This is a genomic window from Pseudomonas sp. S3_B11 (assembly GCF_054667715.1).
This window is the reverse complement of record NZ_CP162749.1, coordinates 3,693,875-3,712,096: the sequence shown is the minus strand read 5'-3', so window position 1 is coordinate 3,712,096 and position 18,222 is coordinate 3,693,875. Positions and strand designations below refer to the sequence as shown.

19 protein-coding genes and 1 pseudogene are annotated in these 18,222 nt (G+C 60.4%); 5 read left to right on the top strand and 15 right to left on the bottom strand.

The genetic code is table 11. From position 1 onward, the window contains the following. Positions 1-52 precede the first annotated feature (52 nt). On the top strand, positions 53-274 hold the full coding sequence (locus AB4O22_RS16695; RefSeq protein ID WP_223475015.1) for a hypothetical protein: 222 nt from the start codon (positions 53-55) through the stop codon (positions 272-274). A gap of 368 nt (positions 275-642) precedes the next feature. Here AB4O22_RS16695 and AB4O22_RS16690 read toward each other — a convergent pair whose 3' ends face one another. From AB4O22_RS16690 to AB4O22_RS16680, 3 genes are all read right to left on the bottom strand, one after another. Beyond that, complete coding sequence (locus AB4O22_RS16690) at positions 643-1,542, bottom strand: hydroxymethylglutaryl-CoA lyase (protein ID WP_223471606.1); 900 nt, start codon at positions 1,540-1,542, stop codon at positions 643-645. Between the two features lie 154 nt (positions 1,543-1,696). Next, positions 1,697-2,098, bottom strand: a complete 402-nt coding sequence (locus AB4O22_RS16685) for a MerR family transcriptional regulator (RefSeq protein ID WP_003200000.1) — start codon at positions 2,096-2,098, stop codon at positions 1,697-1,699. Positions 2,099-2,220: 122 nt separating this feature from the next. Next, positions 2,221-3,150 carry a LysR family transcriptional regulator gene (locus AB4O22_RS16680; protein ID WP_003200002.1) on the bottom strand — a complete coding sequence of 310 codons (930 nt, stop codon included), beginning with the start codon at positions 3,148-3,150 and terminating at the stop codon, positions 2,221-2,223. Between the two features lie 176 nt (positions 3,151-3,326). Between AB4O22_RS16680 and AB4O22_RS16675 the strand changes: the two genes are divergently transcribed. Next, entirely contained in the window at positions 3,327-4,556 is a 1,230-nt protein-coding gene (locus AB4O22_RS16675) for an acyl-CoA dehydrogenase (RefSeq protein WP_223471607.1), read from the top strand. A gap of 42 nt (positions 4,557-4,598) precedes the next feature. Here AB4O22_RS16675 and AB4O22_RS16670 read toward each other — a convergent pair whose 3' ends face one another. The 11 genes from AB4O22_RS16670 to AB4O22_RS16620 all read right to left on the bottom strand — a co-directional run bounded on the left by AB4O22_RS16670 (position 4,599) and on the right by AB4O22_RS16620 (position 14,655). After that, the gene (locus tag AB4O22_RS16670; protein ID WP_003200006.1) at positions 4,599-5,468 is read right to left on the bottom strand and encodes an isocitrate lyase/PEP mutase family protein; all 870 of its coding nucleotides are present in this window, start codon (positions 5,466-5,468) and stop codon (positions 4,599-4,601) included. A 185-nt stretch (positions 5,469-5,653) separates the two neighbouring features. Then, positions 5,654-5,836, bottom strand: coding sequence for a hypothetical protein (locus tag AB4O22_RS16665; protein WP_003200007.1), 183 nt, complete (start codon positions 5,834-5,836; stop codon positions 5,654-5,656). A 35-nt stretch (positions 5,837-5,871) separates the two neighbouring features. Next, positions 5,872-6,513: a transposase gene (locus AB4O22_RS16660; protein WP_223471608.1), complete on the bottom strand. Its 642-nt coding sequence runs from the start codon at positions 6,511-6,513 to the stop codon at positions 5,872-5,874. Then, a complete protein-coding gene (locus AB4O22_RS16655; RefSeq protein WP_223471609.1) occupies positions 6,510-7,283 on the bottom strand; it encodes a hypothetical protein in 774 nt (257 codons plus the stop codon). Before AB4O22_RS16655 ends, AB4O22_RS16660 begins: the two co-directional genes overlap by 4 nt. Before the next feature lie 140 nt (positions 7,284-7,423). Continuing rightward, positions 7,424-8,458 carry an arginine N-succinyltransferase gene (gene astA, locus AB4O22_RS16650; RefSeq protein WP_223471610.1) on the bottom strand — a complete coding sequence of 345 codons (1,035 nt, stop codon included), beginning with the start codon at positions 8,456-8,458 and terminating at the stop codon, positions 7,424-7,426. Between the two features lie 61 nt (positions 8,459-8,519). Beyond that, entirely contained in the window at positions 8,520-9,536 is a 1,017-nt protein-coding gene (locus tag AB4O22_RS16645) for an arginine N-succinyltransferase (RefSeq protein WP_460096768.1), read from the bottom strand. A gap of 110 nt (positions 9,537-9,646) precedes the next feature. Then, on the bottom strand, positions 9,647-10,996 hold the full coding sequence (locus tag AB4O22_RS16640; protein WP_460096767.1) for an APC family permease: 1,350 nt from the start codon (positions 10,994-10,996) through the stop codon (positions 9,647-9,649). A 72-nt stretch (positions 10,997-11,068) separates the two neighbouring features. After that, the gene (locus tag AB4O22_RS16635) at positions 11,069-11,821 is read right to left on the bottom strand and encodes an N-formylglutamate amidohydrolase (protein WP_460096765.1); all 753 of its coding nucleotides are present in this window, start codon (positions 11,819-11,821) and stop codon (positions 11,069-11,071) included. Next, positions 11,805-13,157: a type I glutamate--ammonia ligase gene (locus AB4O22_RS16630; protein WP_460096764.1), complete on the bottom strand. Its 1,353-nt coding sequence runs from the start codon at positions 13,155-13,157 to the stop codon at positions 11,805-11,807. The genes AB4O22_RS16635 and AB4O22_RS16630 overlap by 17 nt, the downstream gene beginning before the upstream one ends. Next, positions 13,154-13,798, bottom strand: a complete 645-nt coding sequence (locus tag AB4O22_RS16625; RefSeq protein ID WP_223471613.1) for a cysteine hydrolase family protein — start codon at positions 13,796-13,798, stop codon at positions 13,154-13,156. Before AB4O22_RS16625 ends, AB4O22_RS16630 begins: the two co-directional genes overlap by 4 nt. 2 nt (positions 13,799-13,800) lie before the next feature. After that, the gene (locus AB4O22_RS16620; protein WP_057447774.1) at positions 13,801-14,655 is read right to left on the bottom strand and encodes a MurR/RpiR family transcriptional regulator; all 855 of its coding nucleotides are present in this window, start codon (positions 14,653-14,655) and stop codon (positions 13,801-13,803) included. A gap of 299 nt (positions 14,656-14,954) precedes the next feature. Between AB4O22_RS16620 and AB4O22_RS16615 the strand changes: the two genes are divergently transcribed. Together AB4O22_RS16615 and cobF are read left to right on the top strand one after the other, a co-directional pair. Beyond that, positions 14,955-15,533, top strand: coding sequence for a histidine phosphatase family protein (locus tag AB4O22_RS16615; protein ID WP_223471614.1), 579 nt, complete (start codon positions 14,955-14,957; stop codon positions 15,531-15,533). Further along, positions 15,530-16,288: a precorrin-6A synthase (deacetylating) gene (gene cobF, locus AB4O22_RS16610; RefSeq protein ID WP_223471615.1), complete on the top strand. Its 759-nt coding sequence runs from the start codon at positions 15,530-15,532 to the stop codon at positions 16,286-16,288. The genes AB4O22_RS16615 and cobF overlap by 4 nt, the downstream gene beginning before the upstream one ends. A gap of 161 nt (positions 16,289-16,449) precedes the next feature. On the opposite strand, the pseudogene ftrA reads toward cobF, so the two are convergent. Then, a pseudogene (ftrA, locus tag AB4O22_RS16605) lies at positions 16,450-17,418 on the bottom strand (transcriptional regulator FtrA); the annotation flags it as partial. Positions 17,419-17,519: 101 nt separating this feature from the next. Here ftrA and AB4O22_RS16600 point away from each other — a divergent pair. After that, on the top strand, positions 17,520-17,954 hold the full coding sequence (locus AB4O22_RS16600; protein WP_223471616.1) for a rhodanese-like domain-containing protein: 435 nt from the start codon (positions 17,520-17,522) through the stop codon (positions 17,952-17,954). The last annotated feature ends 268 nt before the right edge of the window (positions 17,955-18,222 follow it).

Below are 18,222 nucleotides of genomic sequence, written 5' to 3'. Positions count from 1 at the left end.
GTGGGAGCGGGCTTGCTCGCGAAAGCGGCGTCACAGTCGATGAAGATGTTGGATGGGCTGGCCTCTTCGCGAGCAAGCTCGCTCCCAGAAGAAAAACCCAAACCCCAGACAGCACAAAGGGGAGCCGAAGCTCCCCTTTAATTTTGTCGTCGCGTGCTCTTTTTTTATTATTGAGGGGCGGCCTGTTGTTGTTTTTGGCAGCCGTTGCCCTTTACCGCTGTTTTTGGCGATCCCCATCCGGGATCAAGAGCAAACGTATTTTTTTGAGCGCTGATCTGCTTTTTCGCCTGGCGATCCAACCGATTCGGGAGCTACCTGAAGGTAGTTTTATTGTTCTCTGCCCGGTTGCGGGTTGCTCCTGAAAGCACCCTGAAAAGCACATCCTCTCCAAAAAAATCTGTTAGCTGCGTCTCTGCCGTGTTGTTTTTGTTATGTCAGAGTCGTTTCGTCTTGTTTTTATTGGGTTTGCTGCGTTTTTTTATTCTTGTTATACAAGAGATATAGCAGGTGGCGTGCCAACTTTTAAAAATTTATATAAATCAATGGGTTGTATTTTTTCGTCGAAAAAGCTGACGCGCCAGACCTGACAAATTGTTTCCGTGTTACTCGTTTCACCGCTGTTACAAGGCCAGCGGTAACACCTCACTGTGCGCTGCGGGCCTTGGCGACACGCGAACCGCTAGGGCGACCGAGCACGTCGCAGATCTGCCGACCCGCGGCGATCAGGGCGTCCAGGTCGACACCGGTTTCGATACCCAAGCCATTGAGCAGGTACAGCACGTCTTCGGTGGCAACGTTACCGCTGGCGCCCTTGGCATAAGGGCAGCCGCCCAGGCCGGCGATGGAGCTGTCGAACACCGCGATGCCTTCCAGCAGGCTGGCGTATACGTTGGCCATGGCTTGGCCGTAGGTGTCGTGAAAGTGTCCGGCGAGCTTGTCCCGAGGCACTTCGGCGCCCACCACCTCAAACATCCTGCGGGTGGCCCCGGCGGTGCCCGTGCCGATGGTGTCGCCCAGGGAGACCTCGTAGCAGCCCATGGCATACAGCTCCCGAGCGACCCAGGCCACCTGTTCAGGCTTGACCGTCCCTTCATACGGGCAGCCCAGCACGCAGGACACGTAGCCGCGCACACTGACGCTGTGCTGCTTGGCGGCTTCCATGATCGGCGCGAAGCGCTCCAGGCTGTCCTTGATGGAGCAGTTGATATTGCGCTGGGAAAACGCTTCGGACGCGGCGGCGAACACCGCCACCTCTTTTACACCTGCTGCCAGCGCGTCTTCAAAACCTCGCAGGTTCGGCGCCAGGGCGCCATAGGTCACACCGGGCTTGCGCTGGATCTGCGCGAACACCTCGGCGGAACCGGCCATTTGCGGCACCCATTTGGGCGAGACAAAACTGCCGACTTCGATGTAGCCCAGGCCGGCGGCGCTCAAGGCATCCACCAGGCGCACCTTGTCGGCGACGCTGATGGGTTGGGCTTCATTCTGCAGCCCGTCACGGGGGCCGACTTCGATCAGGCGTACAAAGGAGGGGAGGGACATGGGGGTTGACCTGTAGTGAGTTGCCAATATATCGAGAACGATGCTGCCCCTGTGGGAGCGAGCCTGCTCGCGATAGCGGTATGTCAGTCAACATTAATGTTGTCAGTTACATCGCTATCGCGAGCAGGCTCGCTCCCACAGGGGGCATGTTGTGTTACTGGACGATTTCCTCGCCCTTGATCGTCTGCTCCAGCGCCTGGATGCAGCGTTCTTCGGCGGTGTCGAGTTCCAGCTTCATCTGTTCGATGTCCAGCAATTGCTGTTCGAGCTGTTCCCGGCGCTCGGTGATTTTCGCCAGCATGCTGTGCAGCTGTTTCTGATTGCCGCTGGAGGGGTCGTAGAGTTCGATCAGCTCGCGGCACTCGGCCAGGGAAAAACCAATGCGCTTGCCGCGCAGGATCAGCTTCAGGCTGACCTTGTCCCGCGGCGAGTAAATGCGCTCCTGGCCCCGTCGCTCCGGGCTCAACAGGCCTTGTTCTTCATAGAAGCGGATGGCCCGGGTGGTGATATCCAGTTCGCGGGCGAGGTCGGAGATGCTGTAGGTCTGGCTGCTCATGGAAGCGCTCGAAACGAAAGGGGCTGGCGCTAAGCTAAAGGCAGGTTGACGTTCGCGTCAAGCAATGAGGTTTCTGCACACAAAAACTGTGGGAGCAAGCTCGCTCCCACAATTTTGATCGCCTAAACCTTGTCGAGCTTCTTCTCATGGGCCGTCACCTGCTGGCACAGCTCGATCATCTGCTCGCGCATCCAGCGGTTGGCCGGGTCCTGGTCGGTGCTTTCGTGCCAGTAGAGGTGGGTTTCCACCGGCGGCACATCGTTGACCGGTAACAGGAAGGCGTGCAGATCGTGGCGACGGGCAAAGCGCTCGGGGACGGTCATGACCATGTCCGTTTGTTGCAGGACCTGGGAGGCCATCAGGTAATGCTGGGAGCGCAGGGCGATCTTGCGCTGGATACCCATCTTGCCGAGGGCCAGGTCGACATAACCCAGCCCGTTGCGGCGGCTGGAAATATGCACGTGGGTCTGCGCCAGGTAATCATCGAGGCTGATTTTTTCCTTGCCCGCCAACGGATGACCCTTGCGCATGGCGCACACGTAGCGATCTTCCATCAACTTGACGTGGCGTACCTGCGGGTCGGTGTTGAGCGGTGCGTCCACCGCGAAGTCGAGGCGGCCGGCGGCCAGCTCCTTGGTGGTTTCACGGCGCTTGGACAGGAAACTCTCGATCGCCACGGTCGGTGCCAGGCGACGCAGGCGCTGGAACAGCAGCGGCAGGATTACGCCTTCGGTGAGGTCGGTCATGCTGATGCGGTAGGTCTTGACGGCCTGCAACGGGTTGAAGATCCGGCTTTCCTGCACCGACACCCGCAGCAGCGACAGGGCGTTGCGCACCGGACCGATGATGTTCTGGGCCATGGGCGTCGGCACCATCCCCTGGGCGGTGCGCACGAAGAGCGGGTCGTTGAAGGTTTCCCGCAGACGCGCCAGGGCATTGGACACGGCCGGCTGAGTGATGCCGACGATCTGCCCGGCGCGGGTCAGGTTGGCTTCGGTGTAGATCGCATCGAAGACAATGAAAAGGTTGAGGTCGACCTTGCTCAGATTCATGGCGCTGCACTCTTATTCTTGGGCTTGTTGTGAGGTGCCGGGTGGCGATGAGAATCAGTGAAACATATATCGGTGATGAATGTTAATACACGCCGAGAATAGGTTAGGTAAATTTTCGTAGCTGAACTAGCATCGATTTCATGACCTAAACAACCTCTGCCAAGAAGGTGCTGCTCATGGATTTTGCCTATTCCCCCAAGGTTCAGGAACTGCGTGAACGCGTCACGGCGTTCATGGATGCCTATGTCTACCCGGCCGAAGCAGTGTTCGAGCGGCAAGTGGCCGAAGGCGACCGCTGGCAACCCACGGCCATCATGGAAGAGCTCAAGACCAAGGCCAAGGCAGAAGGCCTGTGGAACCTGTTTCTGCCTGAGTCCGAACTGGGTGCCGGCCTGACCAACCTGGAATACGCACCGCTGGCAGAGATCATGGGGCGCTCGTTGCTGGGGCCGGAGCCGTTCAATTGCTCGGCGCCGGACACCGGCAACATGGAAGTGCTGGTGCGCTACGCCAATGAAGAACAAAAGCAACGCTGGCTCGAGCCACTGCTGCGCGGCGAGATCCGCTCGGCTTTTGCCATGACCGAGCCGGACGTTGCCTCTTCGGACGCCACCAACATGGCCGCCCGTGCCGAGCGCGACGGCGACCAGTGGGTCATCAATGGCAAGAAGTGGTGGACCTCAGGAGCCTGCGACCCGCGCTGCAAGATCCTGATCTTCATGGGCCTGAGCAACCCTGATGCGCCACGCCATGCCCAGCACTCGATGATCCTGGTGCCAGTGGACACCCCTGGCGTCAAGATCGTCCGGCCGCTGCCGGTGTTCGGCTACGACGATGCGCCGCACGGGCATGCCGAAGTGCTGTTCGAGAACGTGCGGGTGCCGTACGAAAACGTCCTGTTGGGTGAAGGACGTGGCTTTGAAATTGCCCAGGGTCGCCTTGGCCCGGGCCGGATTCATCACTGCATGCGTTCCATCGGCATGGCCGAGCGCGCATTGGAGTTGATGTGCAAGCGTGCCGTCAGTCGCACGGCCTTCGGCCAGCCGTTGGCGCGTCTTGGCGGTAACATCGACAAGATTGCCGACTCGCGGATGGAAATCGACATGGCGCGCCTGCTGACGTTGAAGGCGGCGTACATGATGGACACGGTCGGTAATAAAGTGGCGAAGAGCGAAATCGCCCAGATCAAGGTCGTCGCGCCGAACGTGGCCTTGAAGGTCATTGATCGGGCGATCCAGATCCACGGTGGTGCCGGGGTCTCCAACGATTTCCCGCTGGCCTACATGTACGCCATGCAACGCACCCTGCGCCTGGCCGACGGCCCGGATGAAGTCCACCGCGCGGCCATCGGCAAGTTCGAGATCGGCAAGTATGTGCCCAGGGAAATGTTGCGCAGCAAGGGCTAGGATCTGGCCCACCACAGGCTAATCCTGTGGGAGCGAGTCCGCTTACTCCTTGACGCTCATGTATTCCTCGGCCCAGCGGATGTAGTCCTCGGGCTGGGTGTAGGTGTGGGTCAGTTCGGTGGCGCTCAGGTCCGAAGCCTGGGTGAAGATCTGCCGTTGTTCGCGAAGGCTGTCGTAGGTCGCCTTGATCGCGGCGAAATAGGCGCCGTGGCCGTCGATGGTCACGCGCACACCCAACTCGGCCAGGCGCTTGTCGTCGCGCAGCAACGGGTTGCCATAAGTGACAAGCATCAGCGGCACCGTCAGGTTTTCGCTGATCTTCTCCAGATGATCGAAGTCTTGCACGCCCACCATGCAAATCCCGTCCGCCCCGGCACGCTCATATTGCTGGGTACGGCTGATGATTTCCTGGACCGGCAGAATCGCGGCGTTGGTCCGGGCGATGATCGCCATTTCCGGATCGACTCGCGCCTCCAGCGCCGCACGAATCTTGCCGACACCTTCGGCTACGCCGATCAGGTCGGTGGATTTACGCCCGAACTGGGCCGGCAGCAAGGTGTCCTCGATGGTCAGCGCCGCGATGCCGGCCCGTTCCAGTTCAACGATGGTGCGCATCACGTTCAGGGCATTGCCATAGCCGTGGTCGGCGTCGGCAATGACCGGCAGTTGGGCCACGCGGCCGATGCGGGTGGCCTGTTCGGCAAATTCGCTGAGGGTGATCAGGGCGAAGTCCGGCGCGCCCAATACTTGCAACGATGCCACCGAGCCTCCCAGGATGCCTACTTCGAAACCCAGGTCAGCGGCAATGCGCGCCGACATCGGGTCAAACACCGAGGCGGTGTGGTAGCAGGTGTTGGAAGCCAGCAATTGGCGAAAGTTACGACGCAAATCTTGATGGGAAAGCCTGGACATATGAGTTCCACCAATGGAATGGAAAGGCTTGAGCAAAAGTGTCAACGCCGAAAGATCCAAAGGCTATCACGTGGCAGGCGCAAAGATGATGACGAATGTGTATGGGTGATGCCGTTATGGCATCGAAAGAAGGCTGCAGGCCCGGAAAGTCTGCAGCCGGGCAAAAAAAGCCCATTTCAAACTATTCAGTCTTCGGTCGGTAGGCTCCAGAACTGCTTGATCTCATGGATGTTTCCGACGTTGAAACGCGTCGGGAAGCCGGGGAGTGTGCAGTGGATTTCGTTGGTTAACTGCATGGCGGTATCGACCACATTGGTACCCGCCCGCAGTAATGGGGTTTCATCCCAGTCTTTCATCAGGTTATTCATGGTTTCTCCTTCTTTAGTTGTTGGACAGCGAATGACTAGCTGGCGTTGAGCTGTGACAGCGTCTCTGTAAACAGTGCGATCTCTGGCGCAGCGATGCCGGGGTAAAGCGGTCTGTAATTTTTATCGAAACACCAAGCTTCGTCGATCTTGACCAGGTGTTTAGGATGAATAAGTACACTCAATGAAGCGGACATTGACTTCGGGGCGATTTGCTTGTGGATTTCCTGTAGTGCAGGCATGTGCAGGACTTCACCTGGCGCAAGTTTAAGTTTTCGCACTTTACCCAGTCTGGGTTTTTTACCTTTTTGCAGCGGTAGATCATCAAGTATTTCGCGTGTAATGGTGGTGTAGCCATCTCCGCTGTAGCCGACTGCATACATTTCAAAGTCGTGACTGTGGTTCAGGTTATAAATGAATGTTTCGCTTTCATCATGAGTCTCTACCGGCGACCAGAATCCCAGGCGAAGGGTGAATGAATCATTCTTGTGCAGTACAAAACCATAGGCGTTATAGAGGCTGTTGCGCGTACTAAAACCGTCTCGCTGGAGGGTGGTATAAAGATGATCGCTCAATAGACAACGGTTGTTGGCCAGTTGGCGCAAGTCTGCAATGATCCTGGTTTTGTCTCGCAGCAGGTCATAAGTGTTCAGTCGCTCGACAAACGTTTCCAGGTTCATGCCGCCAGCTCCAGTGGACGGAGCAAATTGTCCAGGCGTGCGTCCTTGCGTTTTTTCAGCGACGGGACGTAACTCAACGCGTTTTGCGGGTCAGCCCGATAAAGCATCTGGAAGGCTTTCCATGCCACGGCAGGGTGATAATGGTAGATCAGCTCCCCGGCAACCCTGACACCTTCCGGGTCCTGGATCGTTTCGAGTAATTCGAGGCTCAACAGGTACCGGGCGGTACTATTGTCTTGAGGCAGCCAGGCTGTTTTGCGCAATGAGACAGGATCAAATACGTTGATGTCTGCACTGCGGTCGGGGAAATTAATTCTGCCAATCAATGCAGGTTGTTTTTCGCCCCTTTGAGAATAGTCGAATAAGGTTCGATTGCCATCAATGATCAGCGGATTGCAGTTGTCGATGATCGAGGTGTCGGTTTTTTCAAGTTGATGCGTTTTGAGGGTGTATTGCTGGATTTCGAAAGGCTGATCAAGTGCGAATAGAATACTTTGACCGGGCACCGAGTACAGTTGCGAAGAGGCGGTGTTAGATGCTGGTGCCTTGATACTGATATTGCCCACGCTCGTGCAATGCAGCGTGATGGTCCCGGTATGCGGGTTGGTCATGTTCATGATGGCCGCGCGTCGAGACTGTGCCGTGGCAACGTTGTGTTGTATATCCAGATCGGCGATCAATTGTTTGACTTGCGCGGTCATGTCTAATGTCTTGATTTTCTCCGCTATGCGTTCGAGCGGTATTCGTGTAGCAATCAGATTCTTGATCATGAATATTGTCGTTACAGTGGGGCGATGCGCGAAAGTATGGGTCCCGAGTAGGTAAGTGGCAATTATGCAATTGTGGAGAAGTATTGCTGATTAACGAAGTTCTTATGTATTGAATATCCAAGGTCGGGCGGTACCTTTGGCTACGCCGCCACCGCCTGTTGCCCCTGCCTGGGCAATGCCACGGCCCGCACCGTATCACCCGGTTGCACTTGCAGGCGTTTGGCGGTGAGGCGATCAACGAGCAGCTTGTGGCCATGCAGGTGTGCGCGAGCGCTGGTGACGCGGCAGTTTTCCAGGCGCCGATTGTGAATCAGCCAGACCGGTGCCTGTTCGTCCGGGGTGCCAATGACCAGGGTCAGCATCTGGCTGTCGCGCACGGTACGGATCTTCGACACTGGCGCCTCGATCACCGGGCCGCCGTCAAAGATGTCGATGTAGCCCTTATGGCTGAAACCTTCGGCACTGAGGATCTTCAGGGCCGGCTCGGTGTTCGGGTGAGCCTTGCCGATCACCGCCTGGGCCTGTTCGGTGAGCAGGCAGGTGTACAGCGGTTGGCGTGGCATCAGCTCGGCGATGAACGACTTGTTGCCCATGCCGGACAGCTGATCGGCATAGCTGAAGTCCTTCTTGAAAAAATGCCGTCCCAGGCTGTCCCAGAACGGCGAACAGCCTCGTTCGTCGGCATGGCCACGCAGTTCGGCGATCAGTTTTTCGCCGAACAGCTGGGAGAACTCGGCCACGAACAGCAAGCGCGCCAGGGACAGCAGGCGTCCGTTGTGACCGCGACGTTGCTCGGGGTGCAGGAACAACGAGCAGATTTCCGATTGCCCGGACATCTCGTTGTTGAGGAACAGGGTCGGGATCTGCCGCTGGATCCCCAGCTCTGGCGCCGAGCTGACCGTCAGCCCGACCCGATAGTTGTACCAGGGCTCGCGCAGCCCGACCGCGCCGGTCAGGGCACTGATACCTAGCACCTGCCGGTCATCGTCTTCGAGCACGAACAGGTAATCGGCGTCGGCACGTTCGACTTGCCCGGCAAAAGTTCGTTGGGCCCAGCGAATGCGGTGGGCCAGGCGCTCTTCGTTGGCCGGCAGGCTGGTGAAGCCGGGACCTGCGCAACGGGCCAGGTCCAGCAACGCGGGCAGATCGGTAGTGGCGACCGGACGGACAATCATGCTGCAGCTCCTTCATTGTGTCGGTCCAAGCGTCGATGCGTGCCACGGGATCGAGTGAGTTTCATAGGGCAACCACCCGGATCCGCTCGCCATCCGTGACGCCCAGGGCGACCAGCATGTCGGGCGACAGGGCCACGGGGCCTTCGGCGTTGACGTCCAGCTCGGCGACGATGGCCCGGTAGTTTCCCAGACGGTCGTTACTCACCAGGTAACGGCCTCTGGCATCGATCTGCAGGCTTTGCCGGGCCGTGGCGCTCCGACTTTGCGTGATGGTGCGGACGTTGGCGATACGGGCATGCAAGGTCGGCCCACCGTCGAAGATATCGACGTAGCTGTTGGTCTCGAAACCCTCGCGCGCCAGGATGTCGAAGGCTTCCTGGCCGTCGGGATGCACTCTGCCGATGCAGGCCTGGGCGGCTGGCGGCAGCATGGGTACGTAGATCGGGTATTGCGGCATCAGCTCGGCGAGAAAGGTTCGGCTCTGCAAGCCACACAACCGTTCGGCTTCGACGTAGGGCAGGTCGAAGAAGTGCTGGCCTATGGCGTCCCAGAAAGGCGACTGGCCGTCCTCGCTGCTGAAACCGACGATTTCGGTGATGACCGATTCGGCAAAGCGCTGGGGATGGGCGGCGATGAACATCAGTCGGGCCCGGGACAGCAGCTCCGATTCCGGCGTGCGCACCCGCTCGGCGTCGATGTGGAAGCCACGTAGCAGCGTCTGTCCGTTGAGGTCCTGGCACAGCGACAGCGCGGGCACGCCATGCTGGATGTTCAGCTCCCGGGATTCGCTGGAAAACGGCCGGTTGCGCAGGCTGTAGAACGGTTCGTTGCACCCGGTGCTGGAGAGAATTTCCGAACAACCGACCAGGCGCCCGGATTCCAGGTCCTCCAGGACAAAAAAATAATTCTCCGCGCCAGGGCCCTGCACATCGGCCTCGAACGAGGCGCACGAGTCGAGGATCTTTTCCTCCAGGCGCGCGGTATCGTCCGGCAGCGACGTGACACCCACCAGGCTGTCACGGGCCAGTTGTTGCAGTTGCGGCAGATCGGTTAATTGAACTGGACGTAAGGCCAGCATGGATTGCACTCCTGTTCCAGAGAGCCCGATGACCAGCACTGGGCTTGACGATCACTGTCGATGTCCACGCGTTGTAACCACGGTTGGCCGAGTCCTTCGGCCGCCGGCCCTCACTGACCGGCCGGATCGGGCACGGCGGTAGGGTTGCCGAATTTGTTGAGCACACACAGATAGATCACGCCCGCGGCGATCCAGATCAGGCCGAGCTTCTGCGCAGCCACGCCCATGTTGTACATGATGGCCGCGACGATCACGAAGCCGATCAGCGGGCAAATCAAGTGGCGAATCAGTTGGCCGGACTGCTGGCGACGCCAGTAATGGTTGATGACGGTGATGTGCAGCAACATGAAGCCGCTCAGGGCACCGAAGTTGACCAGGGAGGTGAGGGTGTCCACGGCGTCGATGAACAGGTAGCAGATCAACAGCGACAGCACTGCCACCAGGTAGATGCTCAGGTACGGGGTGTTGTGTTTCGGATGGACCTTGGCCAGCACCTTGGGCAACTGGCCGTCCCGGGCCATGCCGAACAACAGGCGCGATACCGCCGCCTGCGAAGTGATCGCCACGGCCACGCCCCAGGCCAGGGCCGTGGCAACCGCGGTCAAGGTGGCCAGCCAGCTGCCGGCTGCCAATTCGGCGATTTCATAGAATGCGGTGTCGGCGGACTTGAAACCCATGCCGGCGGCCAGGTCCGTGGCGATCCAGGTCTGCACCACGAAGATCGCTCCCATCACCAGCAAGGTCACCAGGGCAGCCTTGCCGACGCTGCGGCCCGGGTCGTCCTTGATCTCTTCAGCCAGGGTGGAAATGGCGTCGAAGCCCAGGAACGACAATACCGCGATGGACACGGCTTGCATCAGCAGGGCGAAGTTGAAATGTTCGGGGCTGTAAAGCGGTGCCAGGGTCAGTTGGCCGTTACCGGCACCACCGTGCAGGGCATTCCAGGCGTTGAACAGGAAAATCCCCAGCACCACCAGTTGCGCCAGCAGGAAAATGATATTCATCCGCGCGGTGAAGGTGATGCCCCGCAGGTTGACGAAGGTCGCGCTCACCAGGAAGGCCAGGATGAAACCGACCTTGGGGATGTCCGGGTACAGATGGTTCAGCGCCATGGCGGCGTAGACATAGAGCAGCGGCGGGATCAGCAGGTAGTCCAGCAGCATCAGCCAACCGGCAATGAAGCCAACGTGTGGGTTAAGGCCCCGTTGCGCGTAGGAATAGACCGAACCTGCCACCGGAAAGGCTCGGGCCATGCTGCCGTAGCTCAAGGCAGTAAACAGCATCGCCACCATGCCGATGATGTACGCCAGCGGCACCATCCCCGGTGCCTCGGCGTTGACATAGCCATACACGCCGAACGGGGCGATGGGGATCATGAAAATCATCCCGTATACCACCAGGTCTGTCAGCGACAGGCCGCGTTTCAATTCCTGTTTGTAGCCAAATGCCTCAATGCTCATGAGCCGTTTTCCTTTTCAGCTGTGGGGTTGCTCTTGCTTGCTGTCTGTCGCTGGAAACTTGCCGCTGCCGCGCTACAGCAGGGGCGCCAGGTAGGCGCTCCAGGTCCGTACCGCTTCGGGGTTGCGCAGTTGGTCGTTGCGCACTTCGATCAACACCGAATCCAGGCCGCGGCCATCGCCGTGCACCGGGACCGTCATGTCGGTCAGGGGGTTGATCTTATAGGGCTGGTTGCCCGCTGCTCGCAGCGAGTGCCGGCCCAGCCCGTCGACGATGTGCTGGGCGTATTCCTTGGCTTCGCCGAACAGCACGCCCGCTTCGAGGGCGCGCGGCTGGCCATAGAACACCGGGGTAAAACTGTGGATGCCCACCACGCGCACCGGTCGGTTGGCAGCCAGGCGCTGGTCGATCAACGCCTGCAACCGATCATGGAAGGGATGGAACAGGCGCTGCTGGCGATATTCGCGAGTGGCTTCGTCCAGGGCATGGTTACCCGGAACCTGGTAGATCTCGCTCTGGGCCGGAATGCTGTCGGGCACGTGCAGCGGGCGGTTGAGGTCAATCAACAGCCGTGAGTAATTGGCCGACAGCAACGTTGCGCCGAGGGTTTCGGACAGGCGTTCGGCCAAGGCCAGGGCACCGATGTCCCAGGCAATGTGCTCCTGGGCGGCCGTTTCATCCAGGCCCAGGTCGTTCAGCGCATCGGGAATGAAGCGGCTGGCGTGTTCGCACACCAGCAGCACCGGGTGTTCGGATTCCTCCCGGGCCAGTCGGTAGGGTGGCCTGGTGTAGAGGCCCGATTCAGCACACTCAATAGATTCGTGCATAGTGCTCACAACGCTCGGCAGGTGACAGCGCCTCGGTCAAGGCCAGCTCCTGGGCCTTCAAGGCGAAGTAGGTTTCAACCAGCGGGCCGGGCAGGGTCTCAAGCAGCGCCCCGCTGTGGCGCAGGCAGTCCAGTGCCTGGGCCAGGGTGGTCGGCAGCGCGATAATGCCACGGGCGTGCCGTTGTGCTTCATCCAGCTCATCGGGTATTTCATCAGTGACAGCGTTCAGGGCCAGTCGTTGCTGGATGCCCAGTCGCCCGGCGATCAACAGCGCAGCCATCGCCAGGTGCGGCGAAGCGGTGGCGTCCATGGCGCGGAACTCCAGGTTGTACTGGTTCGCCAGCGGTTTGCCGCTCAGGCTTACGGTCGGGCAGATGCGCAGCGCCGCTTCGCGGTTGCGCTGTCCCAGGCACGCATAGGACGCGCTCCAGTGATGAGGCTGCAGGCGTTCGTAGGACACCGGTGTCGGCGCGGTCAGCGCACACAGTGCTGGCAGATAGTGCAGCACGCCGGCGGCCCAGTGCTGGCCGAGGCTGGACAAGCCGTTGCTGCTGGCGGCGTCATGCAGCACCGGGGCCGCGCTCAGATCCTGCAGGCTCAGGTGCAAATGCACGCCGTTGCACACGGCGTTTTCCGCGGTCTTGGGGGCGAAGCTCAGGTCCAGGCCCATTTGCCGGGCGATCTCGCGGGTGATTTCCCGTACGTTCACGGCCCGGTCGGCGGCGGCTACGCCCAAAGTCGGGCGGCAGGTGATTTCGTATTGATGCTGGCCATATTCCGGCAGGAACATTTCCGGCTCGACACCGCCGGCCCTCAGGGCACTGAGCAACCATCCGGCGAATTCGGCCTGCTGGCGCTGGGCCTGGAGGCTGAAGGCCAGGCGATCAGGCTGCGCAGGCGTGGCAACCAGGTTGAATTCATGCTCGAACGCGGCGAAAACCTGCAAGCCCAGTTCGGCGCGATAACGCTCCACTTCGTCCTGCAACAGCGTGCGCGGGCAGGCGCTCCAGGGCCGGCCGTCGGTCTCGCGTACATCGCAATGGATGAAGTCGAGGACGGGCGCCTGGGTGTCGGGGCCGTTGTTGACGGTCACCCGGCTGGACAGGTCCGGCACCAGTCGCAGGTCGCCATAGGCGCCCCAAGGGTTGGTCGAAGCGATGATGTCCTGGGGCGTCAGCGCGCTGTTAGCTGGCACCCAGCCACAGCCAGCGGTGACGTAGTGGGGCAACTCATCGCTGGGAAACGAGCGCCCGCGGGTCACGCCGATCAGGTCGGTGGTCACCAGGGTCGTGACGGGCAACGGGGCGAGGACGGCGGCAGGATCGAGGCGGCTCATGGCTGCATCTCCTGCAAACGCGCGAGCACGGTGTCGGTATCGGTGATCCAGCAATAGCCCTTGATCGCGTTCAGGCACGCCAGGTGCCGTTGTTCGGTGTAGGTGGCGCAGGCATCTTCCACCAGCGTGACCAGGTAGCCGCGATCGGCGGCGTCGCGCACGGCCATGTCGACGCACTGGTCGGTGACGATGCCGGCGACGATCAAGTGGCGGGTCTGCAGGTTACGCAGCACGTAGTCGATGTTGGTGGAATTGAAGACCCCGGAGGAGGTCTTGGGCAGCACGATTTCGTTTTCCAGCGGCGCCAGTTCGGCGATGATCTGCGCCTCGGGGCTGCCCTTGGGCAGGTGCATGTCCGACAGCTTGTGATCCAGGGAACGGTCGCGGCCATCGGCGGTGAGGCTTTCGATGTGGGTGTGCAACACGTTGTGCTGCGCTTCGCGCATCGCGTTGAGCAAGCGCTGCTGGTTGGGGATGACCTGCTGGCGGGCTCGCTGGATGAAATACTCGGCCTCGCGAGTGTGCAGGTGGGCATCGAATTGCGGTTCCAGCCAGGCGCGTTGCATGTCCACCAGCAGCAAGGCGGTGTGCTGGCAGGTGAACGGCAAATCCCGGGGCGAGTGGTGGGGGAGCGAGAACATCCTTATTTTTCCTCCAACAGATGTGTGTTGAATTCCGTGCGCAAGGCATCGATGCCTTCCAGGCGTTCGGCCAGCTCGGGGCATTGCAGGGTCAGGCAGGCAATCAGTGCCTCGACCTGGGCCAGCGCTGGCACCAGGCTGTCGAAGGCCGAGATCGATTCCACCGGGGCGCTGATGATCAGGTCGGCCAACTCGCGCAACGGCGAAGCGTAGACGTCGCTGAACAGCACGACGCGGGCGTGGCGCTCCTTGGCCGCGCTGGCCACACGCAGGGCCTGGGCCTGGTAGCGACGGTAATCGAAGATCAGCACCACATCCTGGCGCTGCACGTCGAACAGCCGGTCAGGCAGTTGGGCGTTGTCTTCCAGGGCGAAACAGCCGGCGCGCAACAGCCGCAAATGGTTGAGCAGGTAGTGGGCCAGGAAGCTGCTGAAGCGCCCGCCGAAGCAATGCACCTGGTGGCGGCTGTCGAGCAACCACTGCACGAGAATGCGCACGTCTTCGGGTTGAGTCAGGGCCTGGGTGTCGATGAGGTGGCGTTGACTGGCGGCCAGGTACTGGCTCCAGGTATCGCCTTGCTGCAATTTGGCCCGCGGTTTCAACAGGGTGCGGGGGGAGCGCAGGCGATGGTCCATGTCACTGAGCAGGGCATCCTGGAATTCGGCGTAACCGCCAAACCCGAGTTTTTTCACCAGCCGCACGATGGTCGGGTCGCTGACGCCGGCATGGTCTGCCAGGCGTGACATCGGGCCGAGGCCGTTGCGTGGGTAGTGATCGAGCAGGGCACGTACGACCTTGCGTTCCGACGGCGTCAAAACCAGGCCGGGATCGGTGATCAGGTCTCTGAGAGGTGGCATCCGTGCTCCTTGCCAGGATGGGTGTTGAATTTCTTTCATAACTCCTGAAAACAGTATTTATGTAGCTGGTGCTACATGTCCAGTGGTTTTTACGTTCCGTTTAAAATGCTCGAATATTGTGCGAAACCCTTGTAGGAGTTGGTCCCGGCTGGGTAGACCAGGTATGTCAGTCGATACTTCTGGCGATGTCGGACATAACGCCTTTTTGTCTCATTTATTTGATTTCGTATAAGGTGCTGTACAACTAAAAGCATGAATGTCCCGCCCATGCGACCTTTTCGATTGCCTGAGAATCCAGTGTGCAAGCCACTCGTCTGACCTTGATCTGCCACGCCCGCACCGTCGCCCAGAAGCAGGCGCGCTTTGGCCTGGACGAACCACTGGACGCCGACTGGCTGGCATGCCGCGCGCAGGTCGAGCATCGCTACCGAAATATCCGGCAACTGCTGTGCGGGCCGGAACTGCGCACGCGCCAGACCGCCGCGTTGTTCGGCGCCGAGCCCGAGCAGGACCAGGCCCTGGCCGATTGCGATCTGGGACGCTGGGGCGGGTTGTCCATCGATGACTTGCTCCAGGCTGAACCGCAAGCCCTGCAGAGTTGGCTCGACGATGCCGAGGCGGCTCCCCATGGTGGTGAATCTGTCGCCCAGTTGTGTCGCCGTGTCGGGGGTTGGCTGGCCAGTCTGGAAACCCGGCCAGGACATCTGCTGGCCGTCACCCACCCCTTCGTGATCCGCGCAGCCCTGGTGAATGTCTTGGGTTGCCCGGCCGCCACATTCAACCGGATCGACATTGAACCGTTGTCCACCCTCGAATTGCGTTTCAACGGCGTATGGCGATTACGCACCCAGGGACCTGGCCAGGAGTCGTCGCGATGAAGAAATTGTCAGTCATCGGCATTGGGGCCGGCGATCCGGATCACCTGACGATGCAGGCAGTGAAAGCCTTGAACCGCTTGGACGTGGTCTTTCTCATGGACAAGGGCCCGGCCAAGGACAAACTGTTGGACCTGCGGCGCGAAGTCTGTCGGCGCTACATCGTTGATCGCACCTACCGTTTCGTCGAAGCCTACAGCCCGGAACGCCAACGCGGCGACCTGGACTACAAGGACAGCGTCGAAGCGTTGAACCGCGCTAAACAGGCCACCTTCGAACGCTTGATCAATGAAGAACTGTCCGACGGTCAACGGGGTGGTTTTCTGGTGTGGGGCGATCCGGCGTTGTACGACAGTACCGTGCGCATTCTGCAGGCGATCCTCGATGCGGGCCGCTGCGCCTTCGAATTCGAGGTGATCCCCGGCATCACCAGCGTCCAGGCTCTGGCGGCCCGGCACAAAGTGCCGTTGAACCGCATTGGCGGTTCGCTGGAAATCACCACCGGACGCCGGTTGGCGGCGGGGCAGGTGGGCGACTCGACGAGTGTGGTGGTGATGCTCGATGCCGAGGACGCCTATCGCCAGGTGAGCGATCCGGATACGCACATCTACTGGGGAGCCTATGTGGGGACGCCGGATGAAATCCTTATCGCCGGCCGCCTGGGGGACGTGGCCGATGACATCGAGCGCACCCGCAAGGCCGCGCGCAAGGTCAATGGTTGGATCATGGATACTTATTTGTTGCGTAAACCTCAATGACGCTTGCACATCAACCTGTGGCGAGAGGGCATGTGGGAGCAAGGCTTGCCCGCGATACAGGCGATGCGGTCTTCCAGAAATCGAGGCGCTCATATCGCGAGCAAGCCTTGCTCCCACATATATGCCCTCACCACAGCAGCGTTCGACAGCTTCATCACCAGTAGGCTATTTACCCCCCGCCCAAACCGCTCCCGATACACCGACGGCGCCAACCCGACGACGCTGCGAAACGCCACGCGAAAGCTTTCCACCGAGCGGTAGCCGCACAGTTGCGCGATGTTGTCGGTGTTGTCCCCGGTGCTTTCCAGCAACTCGCGGGCCCGGGCCAAGCGTTCATGTTGCAGCCAGGCCTTGGGCGACACGCCGCAGGCCTGGGTGAAATGGCGCAGGAAGGTGCGTTCGCTCATGGCCGCCTGGCTGGCCAGTTCGCGCACCCCGAGGGGTTCGTGCAGGCGTTCGCGGGCCCATTGCATGACACTCGACAGGTCGCTGCGTGGCGTGCGGCTGACCGGCGAGGGAATGAACTGCGCCTGCCCGCCCGTACGTTGCGGCGACATCACCAACCGGCGTGCCACGGCGTTGGCGACCTGGACGCCATAGTCCCGTGCCACCAGGTGCAGGCAGGCATCGATACCGGCGGCGCTGCCCGCCGAGGTGATGACCTGTCCTGAATCCACGTACAGCACATCCGGGTCTACCCGCACGGCCGGAAAGCTTGCGGCCAGTTCGTCGGCGTAGCGCCAATGAGTCGTGGCGCCCAGGCCGTCGAGCAACCCGGCGGCGGCGAGTACGAAGGCACCGGAGCAGATCGACAGCAGGCGCGCACCACGGGCGTGGGCCCTGCGCAGTGCTTCGAGCAACGCCTGGGACGGTGGTTCGCTGCGGTTGCGCCAGCCTGGCACGATGATGGTCCGGGCGGTTTCGAGCAGTTCCATACCGCCATCGGCCAATACCTGGAAGCCGCCCATGGCGCGCATCGGGCCGTCATCGACCGCGACGATCCGATGCGTGTACCAGGGGAAATCGAATTCCGGTCGCTCCAATCCGAAGATCTCGACGGCGACACCGAATTCGAACGTGCACAGGCCGTCGTAGGCAAGAATCGCGACCAGACCAGGGTTAGGCTGCATTTGGCGGAAAATTCCCACAGAGTGTCTTGTGCGCCACTGTAGCGGTAAGCATCGGGGGGATAAAGTCTCTTCACGCCTTATCTATCCTGGAGTACACGCCCATGACCAGCCTGGTTCGCGAAGTGCCTGCTGCCCCCTCCGATATCGCCCTGCAGCATTTCAGCCGTCGCCTGACATTCGAAACTGATTGTTCCGACGTTCACGCCAGCCAACAGGCCGGCGATATCGATTTTGTGCTGGTGGATGTACGCGGACCACTGGCCTACGAACGCGGCCACGTACCCGGGGCGATCAACCTGCCAACCCGCACGCTCACCGCCCAGGCACTGGCCGCCTATGCCAAGACCACCCTGTTCGTGGTGTATTGCGCCGGCCCGCATTGCAATGGCGCGAACAAGGCGGCAGTGCGCCTGGCAACGTTGGGCTACCCGGTCAAGGAAATGATCGGCGGCGTCATGGGCTGGCTCGATGAAGGCTTTCGCCTGAGCGGCACAGTGGAGCGCATGGCGGAGGAGGCGATCAGCTGCGACTGCTGAGACAGCGCAAACAGCTTTTTGTGGGAGCGAGCTTGCTCGCGATGACGGCGGCACATTCGGCATTGAGGCACGCTGACGCACCGCGATCGCGAGCAAGCTCGCTCCTACAGAACTTCGGCATTACAACACGGCATTAGTGGCTTTTTATAAATATTTGTCGCCTCAACATAATTCCCCTCCCGAGTGCCCCTCTAGACTCCCGGCCACTTCGGTTTTTGCTGACCGAACGCTGCCTACGAATCTGCCTATAACGATCAATAAAATACCT